The organism is Streptosporangium sp. NPDC051022 (assembly GCF_040683035.1).
Taxonomy (GTDB): domain Bacteria; phylum Actinomycetota; class Actinomycetes; order Streptosporangiales; family Streptosporangiaceae; genus Streptosporangium.
Map to the genome: position 1 here is coordinate 199,376 of NZ_JBFBCF010000015.1, position 25,562 is coordinate 224,937.

23 protein-coding genes and 1 pseudogene are annotated in these 25,562 nt (G+C 69.6%); 13 read left to right on the plus strand and 11 right to left on the minus strand.

Annotated elements, in window-relative coordinates:
- Window positions 1-7: 7 nt before the first annotated feature.
- Window positions 8-613, minus strand: coding sequence for a dTDP-4-dehydrorhamnose 3,5-epimerase (gene rfbC, locus AB0N02_RS24580; protein ID WP_363950688.1), 606 nt, complete (start codon window positions 611-613; stop codon window positions 8-10).
- Window positions 614-744: 131 nt separating this feature from the next.
- Here rfbC and AB0N02_RS24585 point away from each other — a divergent pair, with 131 nt between their 5' ends.
- The 12 genes from AB0N02_RS24585 to AB0N02_RS24640 all read left to right on the plus strand — a co-directional run bounded on the left by AB0N02_RS24585 (window position 745) and on the right by AB0N02_RS24640 (window position 14,067).
- Window positions 745-1,980 (plus strand): class I SAM-dependent methyltransferase, encoded by a 1,236-nt coding sequence (locus AB0N02_RS24585; protein ID WP_363950691.1) that lies wholly within the window; start codon window positions 745-747, stop codon window positions 1,978-1,980.
- Entirely contained in the window at window positions 1,977-2,771 is a 795-nt protein-coding gene (locus AB0N02_RS24590) for a glucose-1-phosphate cytidylyltransferase (RefSeq protein ID WP_363950694.1), read from the plus strand. Before AB0N02_RS24585 ends, AB0N02_RS24590 begins: the two co-directional genes overlap by 4 nt.
- Entirely contained in the window at window positions 2,768-3,418 is a 651-nt protein-coding gene (locus AB0N02_RS24595) for a PIG-L deacetylase family protein (RefSeq protein WP_363950697.1), read from the plus strand. Before AB0N02_RS24590 ends, AB0N02_RS24595 begins: the two co-directional genes overlap by 4 nt.
- A 5-nt stretch (window positions 3,419-3,423) precedes the next feature.
- On the plus strand, window positions 3,424-4,467 hold the full coding sequence (locus tag AB0N02_RS24600; protein WP_363950700.1) for an SDR family oxidoreductase: 1,044 nt from the start codon (window positions 3,424-3,426) through the stop codon (window positions 4,465-4,467).
- On the plus strand, window positions 4,457-5,773 hold the full coding sequence (locus tag AB0N02_RS24605) for a DUF4910 domain-containing protein (RefSeq protein ID WP_363950702.1): 1,317 nt from the start codon (window positions 4,457-4,459) through the stop codon (window positions 5,771-5,773). Before AB0N02_RS24600 ends, AB0N02_RS24605 begins: the two co-directional genes overlap by 11 nt.
- Window positions 5,774-5,778: 5 nt before the next feature.
- Window positions 5,779-6,813 carry a hypothetical protein gene (locus AB0N02_RS24610; protein ID WP_363950705.1) on the plus strand — a complete coding sequence of 345 codons (1,035 nt, stop codon included), beginning with the start codon at window positions 5,779-5,781 and terminating at the stop codon, window positions 6,811-6,813.
- Window positions 6,814-6,872: 59 nt separating this feature from the next.
- Window positions 6,873-8,426, plus strand: coding sequence for a lipopolysaccharide biosynthesis protein (locus tag AB0N02_RS24615; RefSeq protein WP_363950708.1), 1,554 nt, complete (start codon window positions 6,873-6,875; stop codon window positions 8,424-8,426).
- A 17-nt stretch (window positions 8,427-8,443) separates the two neighbouring features.
- Entirely contained in the window at window positions 8,444-9,343 is a 900-nt protein-coding gene (locus AB0N02_RS24620; RefSeq protein WP_363950711.1) for a glycosyltransferase family 2 protein, read from the plus strand.
- A gap of 111 nt (window positions 9,344-9,454) precedes the next feature.
- Window positions 9,455-10,351, plus strand: a complete 897-nt coding sequence (locus AB0N02_RS24625) for a hypothetical protein (RefSeq protein WP_363950714.1) — start codon at window positions 9,455-9,457, stop codon at window positions 10,349-10,351.
- A 469-nt stretch (window positions 10,352-10,820) separates the two neighbouring features.
- A complete protein-coding gene (locus AB0N02_RS24630; protein ID WP_363950717.1) occupies window positions 10,821-11,738 on the plus strand; it encodes a hypothetical protein in 918 nt (305 codons plus the stop codon).
- A gap of 134 nt (window positions 11,739-11,872) precedes the next feature.
- The gene (locus AB0N02_RS24635; RefSeq protein ID WP_363950719.1) at window positions 11,873-12,628 is read left to right on the plus strand and encodes a hypothetical protein; all 756 of its coding nucleotides are present in this window, start codon (window positions 11,873-11,875) and stop codon (window positions 12,626-12,628) included.
- Between the two features lie 8 nt (window positions 12,629-12,636).
- The gene (locus tag AB0N02_RS24640) at window positions 12,637-14,067 is read left to right on the plus strand and encodes an O-antigen ligase family protein (protein WP_363950722.1); all 1,431 of its coding nucleotides are present in this window, start codon (window positions 12,637-12,639) and stop codon (window positions 14,065-14,067) included.
- Here the strand turns inward: AB0N02_RS24640 and AB0N02_RS24645 are convergent.
- The 3 genes from AB0N02_RS24645 to AB0N02_RS24655 form a co-directional block, all read right to left on the minus strand.
- Window positions 14,032-15,927: a DUF4082 domain-containing protein gene (locus tag AB0N02_RS24645; protein ID WP_363950724.1), complete on the minus strand. Its 1,896-nt coding sequence runs from the start codon at window positions 15,925-15,927 to the stop codon at window positions 14,032-14,034. The two genes, AB0N02_RS24640 and AB0N02_RS24645, sit on opposite strands and share 36 nt — an antisense overlap.
- A gap of 305 nt (window positions 15,928-16,232) precedes the next feature.
- A complete protein-coding gene (locus AB0N02_RS24650; RefSeq protein WP_363950726.1) occupies window positions 16,233-17,132 on the minus strand; it encodes a hypothetical protein in 900 nt (299 codons plus the stop codon).
- Between the two features lie 70 nt (window positions 17,133-17,202).
- Window positions 17,203-17,814 carry a dTDP-4-dehydrorhamnose 3,5-epimerase family protein gene (locus AB0N02_RS24655; RefSeq protein ID WP_363950728.1) on the minus strand — a complete coding sequence of 204 codons (612 nt, stop codon included), beginning with the start codon at window positions 17,812-17,814 and terminating at the stop codon, window positions 17,203-17,205.
- A 38-nt stretch (window positions 17,815-17,852) separates the two neighbouring features.
- Between AB0N02_RS24655 and AB0N02_RS24660 the strand changes: the two genes are divergently transcribed.
- The gene (locus tag AB0N02_RS24660; protein ID WP_363950730.1) at window positions 17,853-18,758 is read left to right on the plus strand and encodes a glycosyltransferase; all 906 of its coding nucleotides are present in this window, start codon (window positions 17,853-17,855) and stop codon (window positions 18,756-18,758) included.
- 58 nt (window positions 18,759-18,816) lie between these two features.
- Here AB0N02_RS24660 and AB0N02_RS24665 read toward each other — a convergent pair whose 3' ends face one another.
- From AB0N02_RS24665 to AB0N02_RS24695, 7 genes and pseudogenes are all read right to left on the minus strand, one after another.
- On the minus strand, window positions 18,817-19,566 hold the full coding sequence (locus AB0N02_RS24665; protein WP_363950731.1) for a methyltransferase domain-containing protein: 750 nt from the start codon (window positions 19,564-19,566) through the stop codon (window positions 18,817-18,819).
- Window positions 19,567-19,745: 179 nt separating this feature from the next.
- Window positions 19,746-20,924: a glycosyltransferase family 4 protein gene (locus AB0N02_RS24670; RefSeq protein WP_363950733.1), complete on the minus strand. Its 1,179-nt coding sequence runs from the start codon at window positions 20,922-20,924 to the stop codon at window positions 19,746-19,748.
- A 225-nt stretch (window positions 20,925-21,149) separates the two neighbouring features.
- Window positions 21,150-22,262: a GNAT family N-acetyltransferase gene (locus AB0N02_RS24675; RefSeq protein ID WP_363950736.1), complete on the minus strand. Its 1,113-nt coding sequence runs from the start codon at window positions 22,260-22,262 to the stop codon at window positions 21,150-21,152.
- A 34-nt stretch (window positions 22,263-22,296) separates the two neighbouring features.
- Window positions 22,297-23,220 (minus strand): glycosyltransferase family 2 protein, encoded by a 924-nt coding sequence (locus tag AB0N02_RS24680; RefSeq protein ID WP_363950739.1) that lies wholly within the window; start codon window positions 23,218-23,220, stop codon window positions 22,297-22,299.
- Between the two features lie 67 nt (window positions 23,221-23,287).
- Window positions 23,288-23,953, minus strand: a complete 666-nt coding sequence (locus tag AB0N02_RS24685; protein ID WP_363950742.1) for a polysaccharide deacetylase family protein — start codon at window positions 23,951-23,953, stop codon at window positions 23,288-23,290.
- Window positions 23,954-24,197: 244 nt separating this feature from the next.
- Window positions 24,198-25,154, minus strand: coding sequence for an NAD-dependent epimerase/dehydratase family protein (locus AB0N02_RS24690; protein WP_363950745.1), 957 nt, complete (start codon window positions 25,152-25,154; stop codon window positions 24,198-24,200).
- Window positions 25,155-25,350: 196 nt separating this feature from the next.
- Window positions 25,351-25,562 (minus strand): annotated as a pseudogene (locus AB0N02_RS24695) (2-oxoacid:ferredoxin oxidoreductase subunit beta); the annotation flags it as partial.

Genomic DNA, 25,562 nt, shown 5'->3' on the forward strand with positions numbered 1-25,562 from the left:
CCGTGCGTCAGGGGGCGGTGCGTGCGGTGAGGGCGTCGTAGTGGGACAGGCACTTGTCGTAGTCGGGCAGCAGGCCCGCCTCCAGGGCCTCCTTGAGGGTCGGGGCGGCGGCGTCCTTGTCCGACAGGATCGGCTCCACGTCGGCGGGCCAGTCGATGCCGATGGCCGGGTCGAGGGGGTGGACCTCGTGCTCGCGCCCGGGGGCGTACGGCTGGGAGCACAGGTAGACGATCGTGGCCTGCTCGCTGAGCGCCATGAACGCGTGGCCGATTCCCTCGGCGACGTAGAGGCCGCGGCGGGACTCGTCGTCCAGGCGCACCGCCTCCCAGCGGCCGAACGTGGGCGAGCCCACCCGGATGTCCACGACGACGTCGAGGACGGCCCCGGAGACACACGTCACATACTTGGCCTGGCCCGGCGGCACGTCCGCGAAGTGGATGCCGCGCAGGACGCCCCGGCGGGAGACCGAGCAGTTGACCTGGGCGAGATCCATCCGATGGCCGAGGGATTCCTGCAGGTCGGCGGCACGGTAGCTCTCCAGGAAGGCGCCGCGCTGGTCGGTGTGGACGCGCGGCGTATGGCACCAGGTTCCGTCGATGCTGAGGGGTTCCATGGGCCGAAGCATGACACAGCGAGGGGCTGTAACACCCCCGGACCGCCGGGCGAAATCCTAGGGTTCGCCCTCGATGAAATGATCTTGATGGATACCGGTCGAGCCGCGTCGTGCGGCGAGGGAGCGTATTGATGACAACGTGCCGGCTGTGCGGTTCGACGAGCCTTGCCAGCGTCGTCGACCTCGGGGCGACACCGCCCTGCGAGCGGTTCCTGACCGCCGGGCAGCTCGACGAGCCCGAGGTCACCTACCCGCTGCACCTGAGGGTGTGCACCGGCTGCTGGCTGGCGCAGATCCCGCCGCTGATCACGCCGGAGGACACCTTCACCGAGTACGCCTACTTCTCGTCGTTCTCGACGTCGTGGGTCGAGCACGCGAGGGAGTTCGTGGACGGGGCGGCCGACCGCCTCGGGCTGGGTGCGGACTCGTTCGTGGTCGAGGTGGCCAGCAACGACGGCTACCTGCTCAAGCACGTGGTCGACCGGGGGATCAGGTGTCTCGGCGTCGAGCCGTCGAAGAACGTCGGCCAGGCGGCCAGGGACAAGGGCGTGCCGACCCTCACCGCGTTCCTCGGCCCGGAGACGGGCGCCGAGGTGCGCCGGGAGCACGGACCGGCCGACCTCGTGGTGGCCAACAACGTCTACGCCCACATCCCCGACGTCATCGGCTTCACCGAGGGCCTGCGCGCGCTGGTGGCGGACGACGGCTGGGTCTCCATCGAGGTCCAGCACCTGCTGACGCTGATGGAGCTCAACCAGTACGACACGATCTACCACGAGCACTTCCAGTACTACACGGTCGCCTCCGCGCAGCGCGCCCTGGCCTCGGGCGGCCTGTCCCTGGTCGACGTCGAGCTGCTGCCGACGCACGGCGGGTCGATCCGCCTGTGGGCGCGTCCCCAGGAGGTGGCGGGCGAGCCCGGCGCGCGGGTGACCGAGGTGCTCGCCGCGGAGAAGGCGGCCGGGCTGCACGAGCTGTCGGGATACGCCGAGTTCGCCGCGCGGGTGGCCACGGTACGGCGCGAGCTGCTGAGGTTCCTCGTCGAGGCCGCCGAGCAGGGCAGGAGCGTGGTCGGCTACGGCGCCCCGGGCAAGGGCAACACGCTGCTCAACCACTGCGGGATCCGCGCGGACCTGCTCCAGTACACCGTTGACCGCAACCCCTACAAGCACGGCAGGTTCACTCCCGGCACGCGGATCCCGATCGTGGCGCCCGAGCGGATCGCCGAGGACCGTCCCGACTACGTGCTGGTCCTGCCCTGGAACCTCCGCGAGGAACTCACCGTCCAGCTGTCCTACATCCACGAGTGGGGCGGCCGGCTGGTCTTCCCCATCCCCAATCTGGAGATCGTCGAGGTGAATCCGTGAAGGTCGTCCTCTTCTGCGGTGGGTACGGAACGCGGATGCGCAGCGGCACCCCGGGTGACGTACCCAAGCCGATGCAGCTCGTCGGCCCCCGGCCGCTCATCTGGCATGTGATGCGCTACTACGCCCACTTCGGGCACACCGAGTTCATCCTGTGCCTCGGCTACGGAGCGCACCACATCAAGGACTTCTTCCTCAACTACCAGGAGACCACCTCCAACGACTTCATCCTGCGCGGCGGAGAGGTCCAGCTGCTGTCCACCGACATCTCCGACTGGTCGATCTCGTTCGTGCAGACCGGCATCGACTCGCCGATCGGCGAGCGGCTGCGCCGGGTCCGCGACCACCTCGACGGCGACGAGATCTTCCTGGCCAACTACGCCGACGTGCTCACCGACGCGCCGCTGCCGGAGATCATCGACCGCTTCGCCGCCTCCGACGCGGGCGCGTCCATGATGGTCGTCCCGCCGACGGAGACCTTCCACTGCATCGAGCTGGCCGAGGGCGGCATGGTCGGCGGGATCACGCCGGTCAGCGAGATGGCGCTGTGGATCAACGGCGGATACTTCGTGCTCCGCCAGGAGGTCTTCGACCACATCCCGCCGGGCGGCGACCTCGTCGCCGACGGCTGCGGCGGGCTGGCCAAGGACGGGCGGCTGCTCGCCTACCCCCACCGCGGCTACTGGAAGCCGACCGACACCGTCAAGGAGCGGATCGCCCTCGACGAGGCGTACTCGCGCGGCGACCGGCCGTGGGCGCTGTGGGAACGGGAACCGGCGGTGCGCACCGCATGATCGGCTTCAAGCCCCCCGCGGTGAACCGGGTCGCGCTGCTGGCCGCCCACTGCGACGACATCGCGATCGGCGCGGGCGGCAGCCTGCTGACCCTCTGCTCGGCCCGGCCCGGCCTCCAGGTGGACGCGCTGGTGCTCTCCGGCGGCGGCACGGAACGGGAGGACGAGGAGCACGCGGCGCTGACCGCCTTCTGCCCCGGCGCCGACCTGCGGCTCACCGTGCTCAAGATGCCCGACGGACGGCTTCCGGCGAACTGGGAGGAGGCGAAGGAGGCCGTGGAGGACCTGCGTTCCCGCACCGAGCCCGACCTGCTGTTCGCCCCGCACCCCGGGGACGCGCACCAGGACCACCGCGGCCTGGCGAAGCTGGTGCCCACCGCCTTCCGCGACCACCAGGTCCTCGGCTACGAGATCGTCAAGTGGGACGGCGACCTCGGACGCCCCTCGGTCTACCAGGCGCTCACGCCCGAGGTGGCCGAGCAGAAGGTGGCGCTGCTCCAGCGGCACTACCCCTCACAACGGCAACGCCCCTGGTACGACCGCGAGGCGTTCCTCGGGCTGGCCCGCATCCGCGGCATCGAGTGCCAATCGCGGTACGCGGAGGCGTTCCACACCAACAAGCTGACTCTCGACCTGGCTGGAGGATGAACCGGATGCGCGTGCTGCTGACCGGGCACCAGGGATACCTGGGAAGTGTGATGGCCCCGGCGCTCGCCGAGGCGGGCCACGAGGTGATCGGCCTGGACTCCGGGCTGTTCGCCGACTGCCTGCTGGGACCCGCGCCCGACGACCCCGCGGGCCACCGGGTCGACCTGCGGGACGTCACCGCCGCCGAGCTGGCCGGAGTCGACGCCGTGGTGCACCTCGCCGCGCTGTCGAACGACCCGCTCGGTTCGCTGGCGCCCGAACTGACCTACGACATCAACCACCACGCCTCGGTGCACCTGGCCAAGCTGGCCCGTGACGCGGGTGTGCGGCGGTTCCTGTACGCCTCCACCTGCTCTGTCTACGGTGCCTCGGGCGGAGACGAGCTCGTCGGGGAGGACGCGCCGCTGCGCCCGGTGACCCCCTACGCCGAGTCCAAGGTCCGCGTCGAGGACGACCTGGCCGAACTGGCCGACGACGACTTCACCCCGGTGTTCATGCGCAACGCGACCGCGTTCGGGTTCTCGCCCCGGCTGCGCGCCGACATCGTATTGAACAACCTGGTGGGGCACGCGCTGCTGACCGGCGAGGTGCGGGTGCTGTCCGACGGCACCCCGTGGCGTCCGCTGGTCCACGCCGCGGACATCGCCGACGCCTTCGTCCAGGCGCTGACCGCGCCCAGGGAGGCCGTGCACGCCAAGGCGTTCAACGTGGGCACCGAGCGCAACAACGTGACCGTCGCGGAGATCGCCGCCGAGGTCGTCGAGGCGGTGCCCGGCTCCACGCTGGTGATCACCGGCGAGGCGGGCGCGGACCCGCGGTCCTACCGGGTGGACTTCTCCCGCGTCCGCGCCGCGCTGCCCGGCTACGACGCGCGCTGGACCGTCAAGGCGGGCGCGGCCGAGCTGGTCGATACCTACCGGCGTTTCGAGCTGACCGAGCGGGACTTCCAGCACCGCTTCACCAGGCTCGCCCGGCTCGCGGCCCGGACCGCGGAGGGCACCGTCGACGACACGCTGCGGCCACGTGAGGCGGCCGTCGGTGACAGCTGACGCCCAGGCCGGACCGTCCGGGCAGGAGGGCCGCGAGACCGAGGGACGTGAGATGCACGCCCTGGTCGAGCGGCTCTATCCGCTCTGCCGGAGCATCACCGGCGACGGGGTGCGCCGTACGCTGGAGATCGTCTCCGAGTCGGTGCCGCTGGAGGTCAGCGAGGTTCCGACGGGCACGGAGGTCCTCGACTGGACCGTGCCCAGGGAGTGGAACATCCGCGACGCCTACGTCAAGGACCCCTCGGGCGCCCGGGTGGTCGACTTCGCCGAGTCCAACCTCCACGTGGTCGGCTACAGCGTGCCGGTCTCGGCGACCATGACCCTCGACGAGCTGCGCGGGCACCTGCACACGCTGCCCGAGCAGCCGGACCTGATCCCGTACCGGACCAGCTACTACGCCGAGACCTGGGGCTTCTGCCTGCGCGAGAACACCCTGGCGGGCCTCGGCGACGGCCCCTACGAGGTCGTGATCGACTCGACGCTGGCCGACGGCCACCTGACCTACGGCGAGCACGTGGTGCCGGGCCGGGTCGCGGACGAGGTGCTCATCTCCTGCCACGTCTGCCACCCCTCGCTGGCCAACGACAACCTGGCGGGCGTCGCGGTCGCGACCCGGCTCGCCAGGCGGCTCGCCGAGAGCGACCCCTGGTACACCTACCGCTTCCTGTTCATGCCGGGCACCATCGGCGCGATCACGTGGCTGGCGCGCAACCGGGAGCGCGTGGACCGGGTCAAACACGGCCTGGTGCTGGCCTGCGCGGGCGACAGCGGCGCGCTGACCTACAAGCGCAGCAGGCGCGGGGACGCCGAGATCGACCGGGCGGTCCGCCACGTCCTGCGGACCTCGGGGCGCGAGCACCGGGTCGTGGACTTCTCCCCGTACGGCTACGACGAGCGGCAGTTCTGCTCGCCCGGGTTCAACCTGCCGGTCGGCTCCCTCACCCGGACGCCGTACGCCGGTTACCCGGAGTACCACACCTCCGCCGACAACCCGGACTTCGTCTCGCCGGAGGCGATGGCCGACACGCTGGAGACCTGCTGGGAGGTCACGCGGGTGCTGGAGGGCAACCGCCGTTACCTCAACCTCAGTCCCTACGGCGAGCCACAGCTCGGCCGGAGAGGTCTGTACGGATCGCTGGGGGGCCGCAGCGACACCAAGCAGACGCAGATGGCGATGTTGTGGGTGCTCAACCTCTCCGACGGGGAGCACACCCTGCTGGACATCGCCGAGAAGTCAGACCTGCCCTTCGCCACCGTGGCGGAAGCGGCACAAGCCCTGCGTGGTGCAGGACTCCTCAAGGAGTAGTGGAGATGACGCGGTTGCGAGCCGTCGAAGAGCCAAAGGTGCTCAACCTCAGGGTGGGGGAGACGGTCGAGGTGCTGAGCGAGGCCGAGATCATGGCCACGCTGGACGAGAAGGGGGAACTGGACGAGCTGCCGTTCATGCCGGAGATGCTGGCCTACTGCGGCAAGCGTCTCACCGTGCACAAGGTGGCCTACAAGCTGTGCGACACCATCAGCCGCTCCGGCATGCGCAGGATGGAGCGGGCCGTACACCTCACCGGCGCGCGGTGTGACGGCCAGGCGCACGGCGGATGCCAGACGGCCTGCCTGATGTACTGGAAGGAGGCCTGGCTCAAGCGGGTGGACCCCGGCACTCCTCCGGCGTCCGAGGACTCCGGGACGGGGCCGGACGACCTCGCCCAGGGCCGTCCCCTCCTGCCCGTCCTGCGGGTCGCCGCCAGGAAGGAGCCCGAGTCCGACGGGGAGGAGCGCTACTCCTGCCAGGCGACCGAGCTGCTGCGGGCCGCGCCTGCCTGCCTGCCGATGAAGGAGTTCGGGCAGTACGTCACGGACGTGCAGACCGGCAACGCGAGCGTGTTCTTCATGCTCCGCGCGCTGCTGGTCGGCCTGTTCAACCGCTACCAGGTGCGCAGCAAGCGGGTGCTGCCGAAATGGCTGCAGATCAGGGGCGGCCTGAAGTGGGGCTTCGTCGAGGGGCGGCTCAGCGGGGCGACGCCGAACATGACGCTCGACCTCCAGCCGGGGGAGCTCGTCCGGATCAAGTCCAAGGAGGAGATCCTCAAGACCCTCAACAAGGACCTGCTCAACCGGGGGATGGGATTCGAGGAGGAGATGTCGCGATACTGCGGGCAGACCGCGCGCGTGCTCTCCAGGGTCGACCGGTGCATCGACGAGAAGACCGGTCGCATGCTCACGATGAAGAGCTCCTGCATCATCCTCGAGGGCGTCGTCTGCGCGGGCGCGTACAGCGTCAGCTGCCCCCGGCAGTTCGTCCCGTTCTGGCGGGAAATCTGGCTTGAGCGGGTCCAAGAGCCCGCCTGATCGAACCGGGGTGCCGCGGCGGCGACGGCGGTTCGGCGGCGAACGGTGAAAGGTAAGACATGGAAAACACACAGGGCGCCGAACCGGCCGAGGTGAGGGCGGAGTCCGGGGAACCGGATCCGCGCACCCCGGCGGGCGAACCGGCCACGCCCGCCTCCCAGGTCGGCGAGATCGGCCGCCAGGCCGGCCGGGGGCTGCGCTGGAGCGTGATGGGAACCGTGCTGCTCAAGGCCGGTTCCTTCGTCATGAGCCTGATCCTCGCCCGCCTGCTGGCCCCGGAGGACTTCGGCGTCTACGCCATCGCCCTGTCCGCCAGCCAGTTCGTCATCTACATCAACGACGCGGGCGTCATCGCCGCCACCGTGCAGTGGCGGGGCAAACTGGAGGACATGGCGCCGACGGCGACGGTGGTCGCCATCTCGTCGAGCCTCGCCCTGTACGGGATCTTCTGGATAGCCGCGCCGTACTTCTCCTCCCTGTCCGGCAGCGAGAGCGCGGCCGGGGTGATCCGGGTGCTCACCGCGGTGAACCTCGTCTACGGCATGACGGCGGTGCGCAGCGCGGCGCTGATGCGCAGGTTCGAGCAGGACAAGCTAACCAAGGCCAACCTGGTCGGCTTCCTGGTGACCGCCCCGATCTCCATCACGCTCGCCGTCAACGGGGCCGGCGCCTACAGCTTCGCCGTCGGCCAGCTCAGCGGTGCCGTGGTCACCGGCGTACTGGTGGTCGCCTACGCCAGGGTGCGGATCGGATTCGGGCTGGACCGCGTGGTCGCGAAGAGGCTGCTGATCTTCGGGCTGCCGCTGTGCTTCACCCTCGGCATCGAGGGAGTGCTGCTGAACGCCGACTCCGTCATCGTCGGCAACGCCCTCGGCCGCACCCAGCTCGGCTACTACCTGCTGGCCTTCAACATCTCCAGCTGGGTGCCCGGCATCGTCGGCACCGCGGTGCGCTATGTCGCACTGCCCAGCTTCTCCCGGCTGGCCGAGGAGGACAGGGACTCGCTGTCGCTGGGGGTGCAGCGGGCCGTGCCGATGCTGATCTCCATCGTGCTGCCGGTCGCGGTGCTGATGGGAACACTCGCGACGGCGATGGTGGTCTTCCTGTACGGCGAGCGCTGGAGGCCCTCCGCCGCGGTGCTGACCTTCCTGGCGGTCGTCATGGTCGTCCGGATGCTGATCGCCCTGGCCTTCGACATCCTGGCCTCGATGGGCAAGACCAAGGCCACCTTCTGGCTCAACCTGGGCTGGGCCGTCGCCATGATCCCCGGAGTGATGGTCGGGGCGCGCCTGGGCGGCATCCAGGGCGCGGCGATGGGGCACGCGGCGATCGCCCTCGTGGTCGCGCTGCCGCTGGGGACGTTCGTCCTGGGGCGAGCGGGCGTGGTGCTGACCCCCCTCCTGTCCGCGCTGGTGCGCCCGCTGGTGGGCGGCGTGCTCTCCGCGGTCGTCACGACCGTCCTGGCCTACCTCGTCCACGGCTCCCCGTTCGTCCAGCTGGTCGTGGCCGGCGGCACGGGGCTGCTCGTCTACGTCCTGGTCGTCGTGCCGCAGGCCGTACTCAAGCAACTGGGCGGCCGGGTAACCGAGCTGATCCCCGTACGTTCACGTTGACCCGAGAAGGAAATCGGATGGCTGATTCCGACACACTGGTGTCCATCGGGCTTCCCGTGCGCAACGGCGCCGAGAGGCTGGAAGGCGTGATCCGGTCGGTGCTGGCGCAGGACCACCGGAACATCGAACTGCTGATCTGCGACAACGCCTCAACGGACGGCACCGAGGAGATCTGCAGGGAGCTGGCGCGCTCGGACGAGCGGATCGTCTACCGGCGGCATCCGGAGAACATCGGGCTGCTCAACAACTTCATCTACGCGGGCAGGAACGGGCGCGGGACGTTCTTCCGGTGGATCGGCGACGACGACCGCCTGGAGCCCCACTACGTCTCCCGCTCGCTCCAGGAGTTCGCCAAGGACGAGCGGCTCATCCTCGTCGCCACGCAGATGTCGTACACCGACCCGGACGGCACGGTCAGGACCAGCGCCTACGACGGCACCGGGCTGCTCTCCGACGACCCGGTCGACCGGTTCGCCGAGATGTTACGCATCCTCAACGAGACCCACCTGATGATCGACCCGCTGTACAGCCTCATGCGCCGTGAGTCCGTGGTGCACATCCCCCGGCGCAACATGCTCCGCGAGGACGAGGTGTTCGCCACCAAGCTCGCGCTGGCCGGGCCGTGGGGTCACGTGGACGAGGTGCTCGCCCACCGCCACTGGAAGCACGAGAGCATGAACGTGGTCAGCAGCCGCCTCGGCGTCCCCGGCTGGCAGGTGCACTTCTCCACGACCCTGCAGTACCTGGAGATGCTCCGCTGGCTGCGTGAGGCCGACCTCCGGCTGACCGAGGAACAGCAGCGCCGCGCGCGTGCCGCCGCGCGCCGGATGTACACCCGCCGCCAGCGACGGCTGGTGTCACGGCGCAGCCGCAAGCTCGTACGGCTGGCCACCGGAGTGCTCAGGCCCGGGAACTGACCCCCGGGTCCCCGGGCCGTGCCCGCCGGTTCGCCCCGTCACACCGGCTGCGAAACCCCACAACCCCCAAAGTCCCGCCGGCCTTGAATGTCGCGGACAAGGAGACACAGGATGACCACCGTCTTTTCCAACAGCGTGGTGGACGACGACACCCGGCGCGGTCTGCTCTACGAGGGGAAGGTGTTCGTCTACTCCTCGACACCCGCCTCCAGGGACCTCATCGCCTTCGCCCAGGAACTGATCGCCGACGCCTTCGGCGCCCGTGACCCGGAGACCGCCCAGTTCGACATGCGGGTCGAGGAGTTCGCGGCGCTGCTGTCCGACCTCAAGCCCCGGTTCATCCACCACCCGGAGTGCAAGAAGCTGCTGCCGGCCGTACTGGAGGAGCTGGGCTGCCGGCTCGACCGGACCTACTTCGACGTCCCCCGGATGCGTACTTCCACCTCGAACGACTACCTCACCTCCGGCATCTCCTACGCCTTCCACCCGCACCGGGACTGCTGGTACTCCGCGCCGTTCAACCAGATCAACTGGTGGATCCCGATCTACCCGGTGGTGCCGGAGAACGTGATGGCCTTCCACCCCGCCTACTTCGACAACCCCGTGCGCAACGGCAGCGCCCGCTACGACTACGCCGAGTGGAACCGGAGCAGCAGGCTCAGCGCGGCCCAGCACGTGCGCAGCGACACCAGGGAGCAGCCGAAGCCGGAGGAGCCGATCGAGCTCGACCCGCAGGTCCGGGTCGTGCCCGAGCCGGGCGGGGTGATGCTGTTCTCCGGCGCGCAGCTGCACTCCACGGTCCCGAACACCTCCGGCAGGACCCGCTTCAGCATCGACTTCCGGACCGTGAACATCGACGACGTCCGGGCGCGCAGGAGCGCGGTGAACGTGGACGCGGCGTGCACCGGGACCACCCTGCGCGACTTCGTGCGCTGCGCCGACCTCGACCCGATGCCCGAGGAACTGGCGCTGGAGTACGAGGCCGAGGCACTCGCCCGGGTGCGCTGAGGATCCCGCCGCGCCGACCCCCCGCCCCCCGCCGCCCACGGCGCGGGGCGTACTCCCGTGCGCGCCGGCGACGGCCCGGTCCGCGCCGCCGTGCGTGGTACGGGCCGGCGGCGTCACGCGTGGTACCGGCCGGTACCGATTCGCGTGACGGCCGGAACCGGTGCCGCCGGAAAAGCGGTTTCAGGGCCGTCGTGAACGGCCGGGCGGTGAATGGAACGGTCCCGGATGCCTATGAGAGGATTCCATCCGGTGCCCCCATCTCGGGCCAGGGCAGACGTTATGTTGCCGTTTTCGGCCTATCGACGGGTCTATCGCTGTATGGTCACCAGACGTAACATACCGGAGGGGAGTCGCCGGACAGATCGGCCTCCTGCCCGACCGATGTAACGGCAAGCCTGTGGCTGTCGATTGGTAACTGTATTGTCTCGGGGGTTTGCTGTGCCCCGGCACGAATAGGGGGCGGAGGCACATGGACTTCTGGAAGGCCATTTACAGCCTCGTCAGGCAGAAAACGATCGGCCCGCCCCTGGTGGCGGCCGGTCTTGTCGCGGCGGCTCTGGTCTTCTTCCTCATGCCGACGACCTACGTCTCGACCGGGTCCATGGTCCTGACGACCCCGGCCTCCGGTGGAACGCTCTCGACCGACCCGACCAAGCCGATCGGCCTGACCAACCCCCTGCTGCAGTTCAGTGACGGGCTCAAGGTCACCGCGGGCATCCTCATCCTGTCCCTGAACACCGACGACGTCATGACCGAGCTGGGAGTGGAGAAGAACGGCACGACCAAGGTCACGATCGACGACGGCCGGAGCAACCCCGACCTGCTGGGGATCAGCACGAACGGCCCGTTCGTCTACGTGCAGGTGGAGAGCAGGAGCCCCGCGACGACGCAGGACGTGCTGCTGCGCGCGAAGGCCCGCGTCCGCAAGGAGCTGGCCAACCGGCAGCAGGCGCTCAGGGCTCCCCGCTCCACCTTCATCACGATCGTCGACGTCGTGCCCTCCTCCTCTCCCGAGGCGAGGATGTCGAGCAAGCTGGCGGTCATGGGCGGGGTGTTCTTCGGAGTGATCCTCGCCGGCATAGGCATCGCGTACGGCGTGGCGCAGCGGCGGGCGGGCCGGACGGGACCCGCGGCCCCTCCCGGGGCCGGGGACGGCCTCGCGGGCCCGCGGGGGCCGGGCGACGGCGACGTGGCGGCCGAGCGGCCCGCCGTGGCGGTATACGCGACGGCCGACGCGCTCCAAACCGCGGAAGGACCGTTCCAAGACGACTCCACGGAGCTCGTGGTGGTGGTGGACGACGCCGAGGAGCCGTTCGCGCACGACGACCAGGGGGCCGACACCATCGTGTTCATGCGCGCGGGCGGGCGGGACGACTACGACAAGTGAACGGCGCGGCGATCCACGGCCCACGGGACCGGGCACGCCGCCCGACGTTCGAGTAACACCCCGCCCGGACACGGGCGATGATCATTGGCGAGGCCGGCTCGGTTGCCCACCGTCAGGCTGAAGGGAGGAAGCACATGGATTTCTGGGGGACGATCACCGTCCTGTTCCGGCGTTGGTACGTCGTGGTGCCCGCGTTCCTGCTCTCCCTGGCCGCCGCGGTCGGCGTCTACTCGACGGTCCCCACCACCTACGTCTCCAGCGCGGTCCTCGTCCTGACCACGCCGACCACCGGCGGCAGCCTGCCGAGCGACCCGTCGAGACCGAACGGCCTGACCAACCCGCTGCTCAACTTCGACCGGGGACTGAGCATCTCCGCCTCGATCCTCATCGCGGTGATGAGCACGCCGGACATGGGGACGGAACTCGGCGTGGCCGAGGGCGGCGACACCACCTTCAAGATCAGCAACGGCGGCAACAACCTGGAGTCGCTGGCCACGGGACCGTACGTGTTCATCGAGGGCGAGAGCCTCTCACCCGACGCCGCGCAGGACATCGTGAAGCGGGTGATCGCCCGGACGAGGATCGAGCTGGCCAACCGCCAGGAGGCGGTGAAGGCGCCCAAGGCGACCTACATCACCTCCTACGAGGCGGTGCCGCCGACCGTCCCGCTGGCGCAGCGCGGCCGTAAGATGCGCGCCGTCGCCGCGGCCCTGGGAGTCGGCATCGCGACGGCCATCTGCGCGGCCTTCATCGCCGAGAGCTTCACCCAGTCCCGCAGGGCCAGACGCGAGGCGAGGAAGCGCGCGGACACGAAGCGGACGGCGGAACCGCCGCCCGGCACGGCCGCCCTCAACGGCCGCGCGCCGGCCGACAGCTCGGCTGCGAGGTAGGCGGGCGCATGACGACCAAGCTCGTTCTGCCGGTTCGCCGGCGTGCCGACGGCGCGACGATGGCCGCCTTCTTCGTCGTGGCGTTGATGATCATCCCGGCCAGGCTCGTCTTCCGCGGGATACCGCTGTCGCTCACCCCGGCCAACCTCATGGCCCTCATCTCCACCCTCTGCTGGTTCTGCGCGCACTTCACCCTCACGCTGGGGATGGCGAAGGGCCGCACGCCGGTGCGCAGCTCGCTGTTCGTGTTCGTGATCGCGATGATCTCCACCTTCGGCTACGCCACCTTCGGCTACCTCCCGGCCTACGAGCTCAACCTCGCCGACCACGCCATCATCCTCTTGGTCGCCAACGCCGGGCTCGCGCTCATGGTGTGCGACGGGGTGCGAGGTCTCGACCGCCTGGACTTCCTGCTCCAGGTCCTGGTGGTGGCCGGAGCCGCCATCGCGGTGGTCGGGGCCTTCCAGTTCCTCTTCGAGTTCGACCTCACCCGTTACCTGGCGCTGCCCGGACTGCGCTACACCACCGACGAGATCATCTTCATCACCGCGAGATCCGAGTTCCGCCGGGTCGCCGCGACGACCGGCCACGCCATCGAGTTCGGCGTCATATCCGCGATGCTCCTGCCGCTCGCCGCCCACTACGGGTTCCAGGCTCGCGAGCGCGGGGAGCCCGCCCTGCGGTGGTGGGTGTGCGCCGCTCTGATCGGAATGGGCCTGATGTTCTCCGTCTCCCGCTCGGCGGTGCTGAGCCTGGCGGGCGTCGGGATGATCCTGTTCTTCGGCTGGCCCATGCGGCGGCGCGTCCAGGTGGTGCTCGTCATAGTCGGGTTCCTGATCGTGATGAGGATCATGTCCCCGGGGCTCATCGGCACCTTCTACAACCTGTTCGCCAACGCGAGCAACGACGACAGCGTCCGCTTCCGCACCCATGACTACGAGGTGGCCCTCGCCGAGATCGCCAGGCATCCGTGGCTCGGACGCGGCGCGGGGACCTGGTACGCCCCGAAACACCAGATCTTCGACAACCAGTACCTGCTCTCCTCGGTGGAGACCGGCCTGGTCGGCGTCGGATCGATCGTCGCGATGTTCGCGTGCGGGATGTACTCGGGGCTGCGGGCCCGCTACCTGAGCACCGATCCCGGCACCCGCGACCTCGGCCTGACCCTCACGGCCTGCCTGCTGGTCCCGCTGATCGGGGCAGCGACCTTCGACCTGCTGTCCTTCGCCACCATCACGGGCCTGTCGTTCCTGCTGATCGGCGCCGCCGGGGCGCTGCTGCGGAACACGCCGGGGCCCGCCGTGCCGCGGTTGCGCGTTCCCTTCGGGCGGACCCTGCGGGCCGTGGCCAGGCCGTTCCGCAGGCCCGGCAGGACGGGCTCACCCGCCCTGCCGGGGGTGGCGCTACTTGGGAGCGCAGGGCAGCGGACCGACGATTGAGGTGATGCGGTAGTTCGAGTCGATCGTCACGAGGGAGTTGTCCGCCCAGTCGATCTTGGAGCAGTCGGACTCGACGGCCGCGTAGTCCCAGCTCTTGTCGACCAGCCTGTTGCCGCGAACGATCAGGGTCCCTCGGCCGTTCCTCAGCTGGATGCTGTAGGTGCCGCCCATGATGAGGTTGTTGGTGAGGGTGACGTTCACGATCTGGGGGTCGGTCAGGAAGATCGGAGCGGTGTAGTCCTTCACACCGCGCTGGTCGACGGTGTTGTGGTCGAAGACCAGGTTCTTGCCGGTGTTGTAGGTCTGGATGCCGTCCGAGTGGTCGCCGGGGTTCGAGCACAGCTTCACGTAGGAGTCCCGGATGGTGATGTCGTCACCGGCCGCCCGGAACCCGTCGCCGTGGTTGCGGACCAGCACCCGCAGCGCGGTGTACTTGTCCTGGCCGATGGCCGGCAGTGACTCGCACCCCTTGGCGGGGCCGACGGTCGAGTCGACGATGGTGAAGCGGAAGGTCTTCGGCCCGTTGGCGTTGAGCACGGTGCCGTCGATCTGGCTGTTCTTCACCGTGACGCCGTCGGCGTGGATGAGCAGGTCACCGGCGATGTGCACGCCGTCGATCACCGCGCCGGGGGTGGTGACCCGGTAGGCCGCGTTGTCCTCGTTCAGCGACCTCTCGGAGAGCTTCGTGCCCGCGGGCACGCCGGCGCAGGCGGGGGTCGGATAGGCGCAGCCACCGCCCCCGGGCTGGGGCGAACTCGTCGGGTCCGGGGTCAGGGTCGGCCTGGGAGTGGTCCGGGTGGGAGACGGGGTCGGGGTCCCGCTGGGACCGCTGGTCGGGGTCGGGAGCGGGGTACGGGTCCACGTCGACGTGGGCCGCGGACTGTGGGTCCACGTCGGCGTGGGCCGCGGGGTACGGGTCCACGTCGGCGTGGGCCGCGGGGTACGGGTCCACGTCGACGTGGGGCGTGGGCTGTGGGTCCACGTCGGTGTGGGCCGCGGGGGTTTGACGGTCCAGGTCGGTTCGGGGGACGAGGTCCAGGTCGGTTCGGGAGTCGATGTCCAGGTCGGGACAGGTCGTGTCCAGGTCGGTCCCGGAGTCGAGGTGAGGGTCGGGACGGGCCGTGTCCAGGTCGGGCCGGGAGTCGAGGTCCAGGTCGGGACGGGCCGTGTCCAGGTCGGTCTCGGGCTCCAGGTCGGGCCGGTCGTCGTCGAGGACGTCGGTGACGGCCAGGCCGTGGGCCTCGGGTGACGGTGGCGCCAGCGGAAGACGACGTCGACCCAGTAGTTGTACCCCTTGGGGTTCGACCGTTTGGGGAAGGCGCTGCCGCCGTACCCGAACACTCCCGCGTCACGGGAGGTGGTGACCAGCGGGCCGGACCTGGCGGGGGCGGAGCCCTGGGTGCCCACGTAGGTGCCGTTCTTGCTGTGGTAGGAGACCGTGTAGATCTGCTTGGCCTCCAGGCGGACCGGCGAGGCGAAGCGGGCCTCCTGCCAGCCGGAGGAGCTCTCCCCGGCGAACGTGACCTGTGCCAGCCGGCGGCCGCTGGAGTCCCAGACGCTTCCGGTGTGCTCGCCCTTCTCGCCCCGGGCCTTGTAGAAGCGGACTCCCGTCGCCCACCCGCTCTGGGCGGCGGTGAAGCGCGTTCCCAGCTCGACGGGCGCGCGGTCGGAGTGTGTCACGGCGTCCACCGCGTTCTCCTCCGACCAGAGGCTGGTCTCCCGCGGAGGCTCCTCCTGGGCCACCTTCTCGGCCGCCGCCGGCTGGGCCGCGGCCACCGGCTTCACCGTCACCTCGTTGTGGGTGAGCACCCAGACCGAGGGGACGGTGATCGCGGTCAGGGTGACGACCAGGGCCGCCACGAGACCGGGTTGCGACCTGCGGCGGCCTGGTCGGCTGCCCTCACGTTTCTCTCCGCCGTGTGGGGGGTGTGTACTGGCCATATCTCTGACCTCCGTGCCGATTTGTGATCGGCTTGACGATGTGTCGGTTTTGGTCCTCGTACAGAGGCCATTGTTACGACTGAGGTCATAGGTATGCAGTGGTTTCGTGAGTATTTGTCTACAAGTGATATTTAATGAAGATTGCCCCGCAGTGTCGTAACTAGGCCTCTTTGTCGCTGAAGCGCATTTTTTGGCCTGCCGGAAAGGGGCTGATGAAGATCAGCCTACTTGCAGTTCAGGGGGCCCACCGTCGAAGTGACCCGGTAGTTATCATCGATTGTGACCAGCCAGTTGTCCGCCCATTCGATCTTCGGACAGTCGGCGGCCACCGGCTGGTAGTCCCAGGTCTTGTCGACCAGTTTGTTGCCGCGCATCACGAGTTTTCCCCGCGCGTTCAACAGCTGGATGCTGAAGGTGCCGCCCATGACGAGGTTGTCGGTGACGCTCGCGTTCACGATCTGGGAGTCGGTCAGGAAAATTGGAGCGGTGTAATCTTTGACGCCGCGCTGGTCGATGGTGTTGTGGTCGAGGACCAGGTTCTTGCCGGTGTGGTAGGTCTGGATGCCGTCGGAGTGGTCGCCGGGGTTCGAGCACAGCTTCACGTAGGAGTCCCGGATGGTGATGTCGTCGCCGGAGGCCCGGAATCCGTCGCCGTGGTTGCGGACCAGCACCCGCAGCGCGGTGTACTTGTCCTGGCCGATGGCCGGCAGTGACTCGCATCTGTCGGTGGGGCCGACGGTCGAGTCGACGATGGTGAAGTGGAAGGTCTCCGGTCCCCTGGCGTTGATCACGGTGCCGTCGATCCGGCTGTTCCTCACCGTGACGTTCTCGGCGTGGATGAGCAGGTCGCCGGGGATGCGCACACCGTCGAGCACGGCGCCGGGGGTGGTGACCCGGTAGGCCGCGTTGGCCTCGTTCAGCGCCAGGTCCTTCAGCTTCGTGCCCGGGAGCACGCCGGTGCAGGCGGGGGTCGGGTAGGCCTCACAGCGGGCCGAGCCGGTGGGAGCGGCGCTGGGGGCGGCGGTCGGCCTAGCCGTCGGTTTGCCCGCGGAGGAAGTGGTGCATCCGGCCAGAAGCATCACGGCGGCCGCCGAGAGAGGGGCGAGCAGGCTGACCCATCGCATCGTGGTTCACACTCCATCGCATTCGAGATCGCGTTCACGGTCGCATTCACTCCACCGCGCGGGGAGCCGTTCACCGCGTCGCACTCGGACTCCCGCCCGTGATCCCGCCCGTGATCCCGCCTGTGATCCCGCCCGTGCCGCGGAGCCGTTCGCGCAGCTGCGCCCACGATCCCGCCGACAGGTCCCGCTCGCTGATCGCGGCCACCGGCAGCGGCCAACGGATCCGCAGCTCGGGATCGTCGTAGCGGACCGACAGGTCCTCGGAGGGGTCGTGCTCGCGGTCGATGCGGTAACAGATGTCGGTCTGCTCGGTCAGGGCCTGGAAGCCGTGGAGCAGTCCCGGGGGCACGTAGAGGGTGGTGAACGTCTCGTCGTCCAGCAGTATGGAGATCTGCTCCCCGAAGGTGGGGGAGTCCGGGCGGGCGTCCACCAGGACGTCGTGCACCGCGCCACGCGCGCAGCGCACCAGCTTGGCCTCGCCCCGGCCCGAGCGGCCGTGCATCCCGCGGACCGTTCCCTGTCGTGAGCGGGACTGGCTGTCCTGCACGAAGGCCGCGGGGTCCAGACCGGCCTTCTCGGCGGTGATGTTGTCGAACGTCCTGGTGAACAACCCCCGGTCGTCACGGTGTGGCGTCGGTATGAACAACAACACGCCGTCGATTCCGGTTCGCTCTACTCTCATGTCGTCGGTCCTTCAGAGGTGAGTGGGGAGACGTTCCGATGGATGGCGCCACCGAGGGCATCCTGCCTGGTTCGCCGCGCTCCGGTGACCCGAAGCCGGTCGTCAGTGTCGTCGTGCCCGCTCACAACGAGGAGGCCGTGATCGCGGGCGGTCTCGAACGGCTGCTGGAGGGTACGGCGCCGGGCGAGTTCGACGTGGTGGTGGTCGCGAACGCGTGTTCCGACCGGACGGCCGAGGTCGCCGGGCGGGCCGGGGTGCGCGTGCTGGAGACGCCCGTTCCGGGCAAGGCCAACGCGCTGAGGCTCGGCGACGAGGTCTGCCGGACCTTTCCCCGGGTGTACCTGGACGCGGACGTCGAGCTGGACGCGGACTCGGTGCGCGCGCTGGTGGCGGCGGCGGGCGAGCCCGGCGTGCTCGCCTGCGCCCCGGTCCCGGTGCTGGCGCTGGAGGGGGTCGGCTGGATCGCCCGCCGCATGCACAGGGTGCACGACCGGCTGATCTCGCCGGGCCGGGCGCTGGCGGGGGCCGGGGTCTACGTCCTCACCGAGCCGGGCCACGCCAGGGTCTTCCCCATGCCGCCGGACATCATCTCCGACGACGGCTGGGCGCACGGCAGCTTCGCGCCGGAGGAACGGGTGGTCGTCACCGAGGCGCGTTCCCTGGTGCGCCCGGCGAGGACCGTCTCCGCGCACCTGAACCGGAGGGTCAGGGTGCGGATGGGCAACCGGCAGCTCGCGGAGCTCGGCCGGTCCGCGCCCGAGGGACGGCTGCGGCCGAGTTCCCTGGGCGCCCTGGTGACGGCACGCGAGGTGAGCCCGCTCGACGCGGGCTGCTATCTCGCCGTCCTGCTCATGGACAAGGCGCTGACCCGGCTGCGGGCCGCGCGCGGTGGCGGGGTCGCGTGGGGCACGGACGCCGGCAGCCGCTCCCAGACGGGCGGATAGCCCGTCCGGAGGCGCCTGCCGGTGCGGAAAGGACATGTCGTCCGGGCGGGCGGTACGGTCACGCACCGGCCCGCTCGGTGACCTCGTATATCCGGATCCAGTCGAACGGGGCGTCCGGCCGGGCCTGGCGCCCGCCCTTGATCGTGCGGACGTGGCGGAAACGGCCGGTGCCCAGCAGGAACTCCTCCTCGGTGGGGTTGGCGTAGACGATCGTGACGCGGCGCGGGTTCCGGTCGACGGTCGCGAGCAGCCTCTTGATCACGCTCGCGAACACCTCGCCCCGGAAGGGGTTGTTGAAGAACACCACGCTGATGTCCTCGGGGATCTCGTATTCGAGCACGTCGGTGTGGACCAGCCGGATGTCCTTGCAATGCAGGCGCAGGCGGGTGCCCGCGATGTTCTGTTGCGCGATGTCGTTCAGCTCTTTCGACAGCTCGACGCCGATGACCCTCTTGAAGGGATAGCGCCACGCCGCCTCCAGCACCATCCGTCCCATGCCGGAGCCGAAGTCGACGAACACGTCGTCCGGGCCGACGTCGCCCGGGGGCAGGCACCGGCGCAGCAGGTTCCATCTGGCCGCCGCGTAGTAGACGCGCTCCTCGCCGGCGAGGCCGAACTCCTCCAGGCGCACCATGCCGGAGGTCCGCACGCCGTACCGGCGGTCGAACAGCAGGTGGACGGCGGTGCGGCGCAGCCACCGGTAGGGGCGCAGCAGCGGTGCGAGCAGCGCGCCGGCCGCCACTCCGCCGACGTTCTCCACCACGGAGGTCACATCTCCGGCGGCGACCGTGTTAAGAACAATGCTCATTCCAACCACCCTTTTCGGTCTGCCTGTCGATAGTCGGGGGTTTTCCTGTTCCGTTGTTCTGCTTGCTTTTTCATTTGGGTGTTGCGAGGTCTTCCGGTGCGACTTTCTCGGGACTTCCCGGGCGGGTTCGCCGCGGCGGGAGACCCCCACGAGGCCCGTGGGGGCCGGGTGGCCGTCTCCTAGGCGAGGGCGGCCTCGTAGGCGGCCAGGAGCGCCTCCCCGGAGTGCTTCCAGGACAGCGGGCCGTCGACGCGGGCCTTGCCGATCTCCCCCATCCGCCTGCGTTCCTCCGGGTTGTCGAGCAGGTGGGCGACCAGCTTGGCGAACTCCGACTCGTCGTTGGCCGGGGCGTACAGGGCGGCGTCCCCGGCCGAGACCCTGCCCTCCCGCAGGTCGAAGGAGACGACCGGGCAGGACATCGCCATGTACTCCATGATCTTGTTCATGGTCGACAGGTCGTTGAGCGGGTTGAGCGGGTCCGGGGCCAGGCCGACGTCCGCCGCCGACAGGTAGCGCAGCAGGTCGTCGCCTATGAGCCGTCCGGTGAACTCCACCTGGTCGGTCAGTTTCAGCTCGCGGGAGAGCGCGATCATGTCCTCGTAGGTGTCGCCGTCGCCGATGAACACCGCGTGCCAGTCCGTACGGCCGACCTCGTCGCGGAGCCTGGCGAGCGACCGCAGCGCGTAGTCCACGCCGTCCTGCGGGCCCATCACGCCCAGATAGCACAGCAGGTGGGGCTTGCCCCGCTTGAGCGACTCCTCCACCGGTAACCGGTAGAATCGTTCGACGGCGGGCGCGCTGCGCACGACGAACACGTCCTCGGGCCTCTTGCCACCCCTGGTGAGCGCGATGTCACGGTAGCTCTCGTTGGTGGAGATCACCACGTTCGCGGCCTGGTAGGTGAGCCGTTCGACCTTGCACACCGCGCGGTAGAGGAAGTCCTCGCCGCGGTTGAAGCGGGACAGGTACAGCTCGGGCACCAGGTCGTGCTGGTCGAAGACGAACCGCGCGCCACGCCGCTTGAGCATCCGCGCCACGAGGAAGAGCAGGTCCGGCGGATTGCAGGCGTGCACGACGTCCACGGGGCCGATCCGCCTGGCCAGCTTGAAGGTGTGCCACAGCGCCGCGCTGTACTCCTGCACGTAGCCGAGGGGGCCGCCGGTCGCCGCGCGCAGCGGATAGCGGTGGATCCTCACCCCGTCTATCTCGACGTACGGCTCGGTGTCCCGCGTGGTGCCGCGGGGGCAGATGACGTGCACCTCCCAGCCGGCGTCGCGCAGCGTGGTGCTTTCCTGCCAGACCCGGCGGTCGAACGGCACGGAGAGGTTCTCGACAAGGATGAGTGCTTTACCAGCCAAGGCCAAGGTATCCAGTGTGTGCTCGGCGCCTTTCGGCGTCGGGGAGGCGGACGAGGTCGGTGATCGTGCGGTCTCCCGCGCCGTCGAATGCGTTCGGTACGGCGGGGTCCATGCGGCCGATCACGCATGTGTCGGCGTGTGCGGGCACATCGTCGACGGAGTCGGTCGGCGGGTCGCCCGGGGGTGGCGGCTCGCTGCCGATGGATTCCAGAGGCGGCCGGCGGCTCAACGCCGGAATCCGCGGACGATTTTTCGCAGGCCGGGACCGAGGGCGGACGACTTCGCCGCCCGGACCGCGGAGTCGCGAACCCGCCGCACGGCCTGCCGGGCCGAGCTGCGCGTCACGATCCCCTGGCAGACGAGCGTCTCGCCGGTCTTCGCGCGCCGTTTGTACTCGTCGTCGCCCCGCCCGAGGTCGATGCGGGTTATTCCGAGGGCGGGGGAGGCGACGACGAGTTCGCGCAGCAGCATCCACCCCGGCGCGAGATTGCCGAAAGCGGGGTCGTAAACCGGGAACCACCAGTGCAGCACGTTTCCGGAACGGATTCCGAAATGCGCCGCGAGCAGGTGCGGGCCCGCGTGCAGGGTGGACAGCACCCCCCCGAAGGAGGAGTCGCGGGTGCGCAGCAGCCGCGCCATCAGGTCACGGCGGTCCGGTTCCGCGAAGTAGTCCCTGGCCCCGGTCGCCGCGTACTGCGCGCGCTTGAGCTCCACCACCCGGTCCAGGAGCTCCTGGTCCACGGTGTCCGCGGCGAACCGCACCGCGCCGTGGTCCCGTTCCGCCTTCGCGGCGCGGCGGCGTGCCTGCCCCATGTTGTCCTTGCCGCTGCGCGAGGCACGGCCCAGATATCCCTCCAGACCGCCCGAGACGTCGAGGAAGGGCGAGGGGCGGCGTGACTCCACCCACGGCTCGAAGTCCGCGTAGCCCTCGATGAGGTGGTCGAACTCCAGAGCCCGGACTCCGTCCGAGAGCAGGCTCAGCGGGGGCAGGCAGGAGCCGGGGGCCATCACGGGGCCCTGGAAGTCGGCCGCCGGCCAGCCCGCGGGCCTGATCAGCGACCGCTCGCGATGGTGGGGGAGGAACGCCCGGATCCCGCCCTCCCGGTCCCTGCCGACGGTGACCCGCACCTCGCGCCCGCCGGCGTGCACGGCGGCGGCGAAACCCGGGTGGAAGTAGGGGCTGTCAAGCAGGGGGTTGGCCGCCCGCAGCAGGTGCCAGGTGTCCACCTCCTGCTCGGTGAGGGCGTCGAACGCGACCGTCCGCACGGTATGGATCGTCGCGGGACCGGTGAGGCCGGTGGCCTCGTTCCCCCCGCCGGGGGCCTTGCTCGCGGGCATGCTCATCTCGTTGTCTCTCCCCGAATGATCCTGGTCAGTCCGCGAGCTTCTGGAGGCGGCGGGACGGCCGCAGGAGCGCCACGACGGAGGCTTTGGCAGTACGGCGCCCCGCCAGCGCGCGCAACGCCTCGCCGAGGAGGACCACGCAGTAGAAGGCGGACGAGGCCAGGGGGCCCCGGCGCCGCTGGAAGAGCCTCACCCTGTTGACCGTGAGCAGCGCGGCGAGGGTGGGGTTGACGCTGGACTCGCCGCCGATGTGCTCGACCACCGACGCGGGTTCGTACCAGAGGGTCCAGCCGTGGTCCAGGGCGCGCAGCGCGTACTCGGTCTCCTCGCTGTAGAGCAGGAAGGACTCGTCCCACGGGCCGATTTTCCTGATGACGTCGGTGGAGATGAGCATGGCGGCGCCGGTCGCCCAGATCGCCGAGCCGGGCCGCTCGTACTCCTCGGGGGCGGTGACCATCTCCCCCAGGGTGCCGATCCTGCCCGCGCGGATACCGCCGATCAACGCCTCGACCAGGGCCCTGCCCACGGTGGGCATCCTGCGCAGCGACGGCTGCAGGCTGCCGTCCGGGTTGACCAGACGCGGTGCGGTGATGCCGCGCCCCGGCTGCCGCAGCGCCTCGGCGAGCGGCAGGAGCGAGCCCGGCCGTAGCCTGCAGTCGGGGTTGAGCACGAGGACGGCGTCGAGCTCGTCGATGCTCACGGCGTCGACGCCGGCGTTGATCGCCGCCGCGTAACCGGCGTTCCGCCCGAGCTGGACGATCTGCATCGGGAGGTCGGCCGCCTCCTTCGCGATCCTGAGGGTGTCGTCCTTCGAGGCGTTGTCGGCCACGACGACGTGAACGAGATGGGTGTCCCGCGCACCGTCACGCAGCGAACGCAGACAGCCTTCGAGTACCTGCGCACTGTTGTACGTGACGATCACTATGGCGATCCGGGGGGTACCAGGCGTCATATACGGGTCATCGTCATCCGGCGGAGAGCTGTTACTACGTTCCAATATGTCGTCGTGGCCCCGGCCCCTAACCACGGAGACGTTTGTACGCCCGCGCGGCGACCCGGCGGGCGCGGAGCGGCGGCGAGGGGGTGCCGTCCATGACACGCGGAGCCCAGGCGGCGTCGATGTCATGACGCAGGCTGTTGCGCGCCTGGAGCCAGGAGTCCGGGTTCGCGCGGCCGCCGTCGCTGTTGTACGCGCACGTCACCTCCGCCCGCCGCAGCCTGCCGAGCACGTGCCTGTCGTAGGAGCCGAACGGGATGGCCACCCGGGACACCGGCCGTCCGAGGATCTCGCCGAGGACCCGGTTGGCGTCGACGATCTCCTGCTTCACCTCCGCCGCGTTCAGCTTGCGCCAGTCGCGGTGCGCCCAGCCGTGCGAGCCGACCCGCATGCCGGCGGCCGCCAGCTCCCGCACCCCGGCTACGTCCAGCCTCCCCGGCTCGCCGAGGAGCCCGACGAGCACGAAGAACTCCGCGGTCAGGCCGCGCTCGACGAGCCGGGGAAGGGCGATCTCAAGATCTGAGGCGTTGCCGTCGTCGAAGGTGATGTGAACGTCCTGGCGGCCCACCACCGCGTCGAGCACCTGCTCGAACTGCTCGACGTTGACCCAGGTGCCGTCCTCGCCGGGGTCGAGCTCGCGGTTGGTCGGGCCGATACCGTGCACCGTGAGGTTGACGACCGAATGCACCAGCTTCCTCGTTTCTGGGGTGGGCACTCTGACAGGGGATGATGGCGCCGCACGATGTCTGATTTTAAGTTTTATCGGGGAGCCGGGGCGTCCTGTTACATGCATTCCCGCTGCGGATGGCGGATTACACGAACTCTGTCCCTATGTCAGGTTTGTTGGTGACTTTAGATGGTTCGTGGGCGTGATGGCCGCGTGTTTACGGCCGGCCGGTTCCACAACCGGCCGGTCCTGCAGCCGACCGGTTCTACAGCCGGTCGGCGTACCAGCTCGCGGTGAGCCGGAGCCCCTCCTTCAGCCCGACGGAGGGGTGCCAGCCGAGCGTCTCGGCGGCGGGTGCGATGTCGGCGATCCTGGCGCTGTCCAGCGGGCGGTCGGAGATCGCGCCGTACCGCGGGCGCAGCGCGCTGCCGACGATGTCGCGCAGCAGTTCCACGGTGTCCCGGATGGACGTCCGCGTCCCCGTGCCGATGTCGAAGCTCAGGCCCGCCGCCTGCGGGGCCACGCCCGCGGCGAGGAAGGCGTCCACCACGTCGTCGACGTAGACCCAGTCCAGCTGGCGTGTCCCGCTGCTCAGGCTCGGCTCCTCGCCCCGCAGCAGCGAGAGCGTCACGTAGGGCACCAGTTTCCTGGTGTCGTGCTGGCCGGGCCCGTAGACCATCCCGATGCGCAGGGTCGTCACCGAGACGCCCCACAGGTGGTGGAACATCCGCGCGTAGGCGCTGGCGGCCCATTTGGCGACCGCGTACGGCGAGGACGGGGTCGCCTCGCCCTCGTCGGACCGGGGCTCCTCAAGCGACCCGGCGAGCACCACCCGGGTGTCCGGCCTCTCGGCGACCGCCGTCAGCAGGTTGACCACGCTGGAGAGGTTGCTGTCCAGCATCGGCCGCACGAGCCGGTGGTCCCTGGCGCCCGCGACCTCGCTGGCGAGGTGGAACACGACGGCGGGAGCGGTGGAACGGACGAGGCGCTCGATCGCCTCCTGATCGCTGACGTCGGCGACATGCCAGATCTCGCCCTGCTTGGTTTTCTCCCTGGGGACGCGGCTGACCGCGTGCACCTGCGCGCCGAGGGCGGCCAGGCGGCGGACGAGGTGGGCGCCGATGAAGCCGGTGGCGCCCGTCACCAGCACGGGCGCTCCGTACCAGTCGAGATCCTCCTGATCCGAGGCAAGGGTGTCCAGGGAAGCCGGCACGGTAAGCATGGGGCGTACTCCTCGTGTACGTAACGAGTTCCGTCGGATGCTCTGGGCTAGCGGACCCGGCTGAGAGGCCCACGCTTTTCATACCTCGTGACCGATGGGGTTGGTATCCACATCAGGTGAAGACATGCTGTGAAAAAGCGTGTGAGAAAAGACGGCGGGACCGCCCGGATGGGTGGTCCCGCCGTTCTCGCTTCGGTTACTCGATGCGCCAGGTGTCTCCGGACAGTAGCAGGTCGTCCAGGTCCCCGGAGCCGCTCCGGCCGGCGGCCTCGGTCAGCTGCTCGGCCATCAGTTCGTCGTAGGAGGGGCGCTCCACGCTGCGGAAGACGCCGATCGGGACGTGCTCGAAGGCGGGCTCGTCGAGGCGGGACAGTGCGAAGGCCAGGGAGGGGTCGGGGCGGTGCACGT

Coding starts and splice junctions, on each gene's coding strand:
- AB0N02_RS24675 (WP_363950736.1), bottom strand. CDS start 22,262: ATGCCCGCGAGCAAGGCCCCCGGCGGGGGGAACGAGGCCACCGGCCTC.
- AB0N02_RS24610 (WP_363950705.1), top strand. CDS start 5,779: ATGACGCGGTTGCGAGCCGTCGAAGAGCCAAAGGTGCTCAACCTCAGG.
- rfbC (WP_363950688.1), bottom strand. CDS start 613: ATGGAACCCCTCAGCATCGACGGAACCTGGTGCCATACGCCGCGCGTC.
- AB0N02_RS24640 (WP_363950722.1), top strand. CDS start 12,637: ATGACGACCAAGCTCGTTCTGCCGGTTCGCCGGCGTGCCGACGGCGCG.
- AB0N02_RS24655 (WP_363950728.1), bottom strand. CDS start 17,814: ATGAGAGTAGAGCGAACCGGAATCGACGGCGTGTTGTTGTTCATACCG.
- AB0N02_RS24665 (WP_363950731.1), bottom strand. CDS start 19,566: ATGAGCATTGTTCTTAACACGGTCGCCGCCGGAGATGTGACCTCCGTG.
- AB0N02_RS24585 (WP_363950691.1), top strand. CDS start 745: ATGACAACGTGCCGGCTGTGCGGTTCGACGAGCCTTGCCAGCGTCGTC.
- AB0N02_RS24635 (WP_363950719.1), top strand. CDS start 11,873: ATGGATTTCTGGGGGACGATCACCGTCCTGTTCCGGCGTTGGTACGTC.
- AB0N02_RS24680 (WP_363950739.1), bottom strand. CDS start 23,220: ATGACGCCTGGTACCCCCCGGATCGCCATAGTGATCGTCACGTACAAC.
- AB0N02_RS24650 (WP_363950726.1), bottom strand. CDS start 17,132: ATGCGATGGGTCAGCCTGCTCGCCCCTCTCTCGGCGGCCGCCGTGATG.
- AB0N02_RS24625 (WP_363950714.1), top strand. CDS start 9,455: ATGACCACCGTCTTTTCCAACAGCGTGGTGGACGACGACACCCGGCGC.
- AB0N02_RS24620 (WP_363950711.1), top strand. CDS start 8,444: ATGGCTGATTCCGACACACTGGTGTCCATCGGGCTTCCCGTGCGCAAC.
- AB0N02_RS24690 (WP_363950745.1), bottom strand. CDS start 25,154: ATGCTTACCGTGCCGGCTTCCCTGGACACCCTTGCCTCGGATCAGGAG.
- AB0N02_RS24615 (WP_363950708.1), top strand. CDS start 6,873: ATGGAAAACACACAGGGCGCCGAACCGGCCGAGGTGAGGGCGGAGTCC.
- AB0N02_RS24660 (WP_363950730.1), top strand. CDS start 17,853: ATGGATGGCGCCACCGAGGGCATCCTGCCTGGTTCGCCGCGCTCCGGT.
- AB0N02_RS24595 (WP_363950697.1), top strand. CDS start 2,768: ATGATCGGCTTCAAGCCCCCCGCGGTGAACCGGGTCGCGCTGCTGGCC.
- AB0N02_RS24600 (WP_363950700.1), top strand. CDS start 3,424: ATGCGCGTGCTGCTGACCGGGCACCAGGGATACCTGGGAAGTGTGATG.
- AB0N02_RS24630 (WP_363950717.1), top strand. CDS start 10,821: ATGGACTTCTGGAAGGCCATTTACAGCCTCGTCAGGCAGAAAACGATC.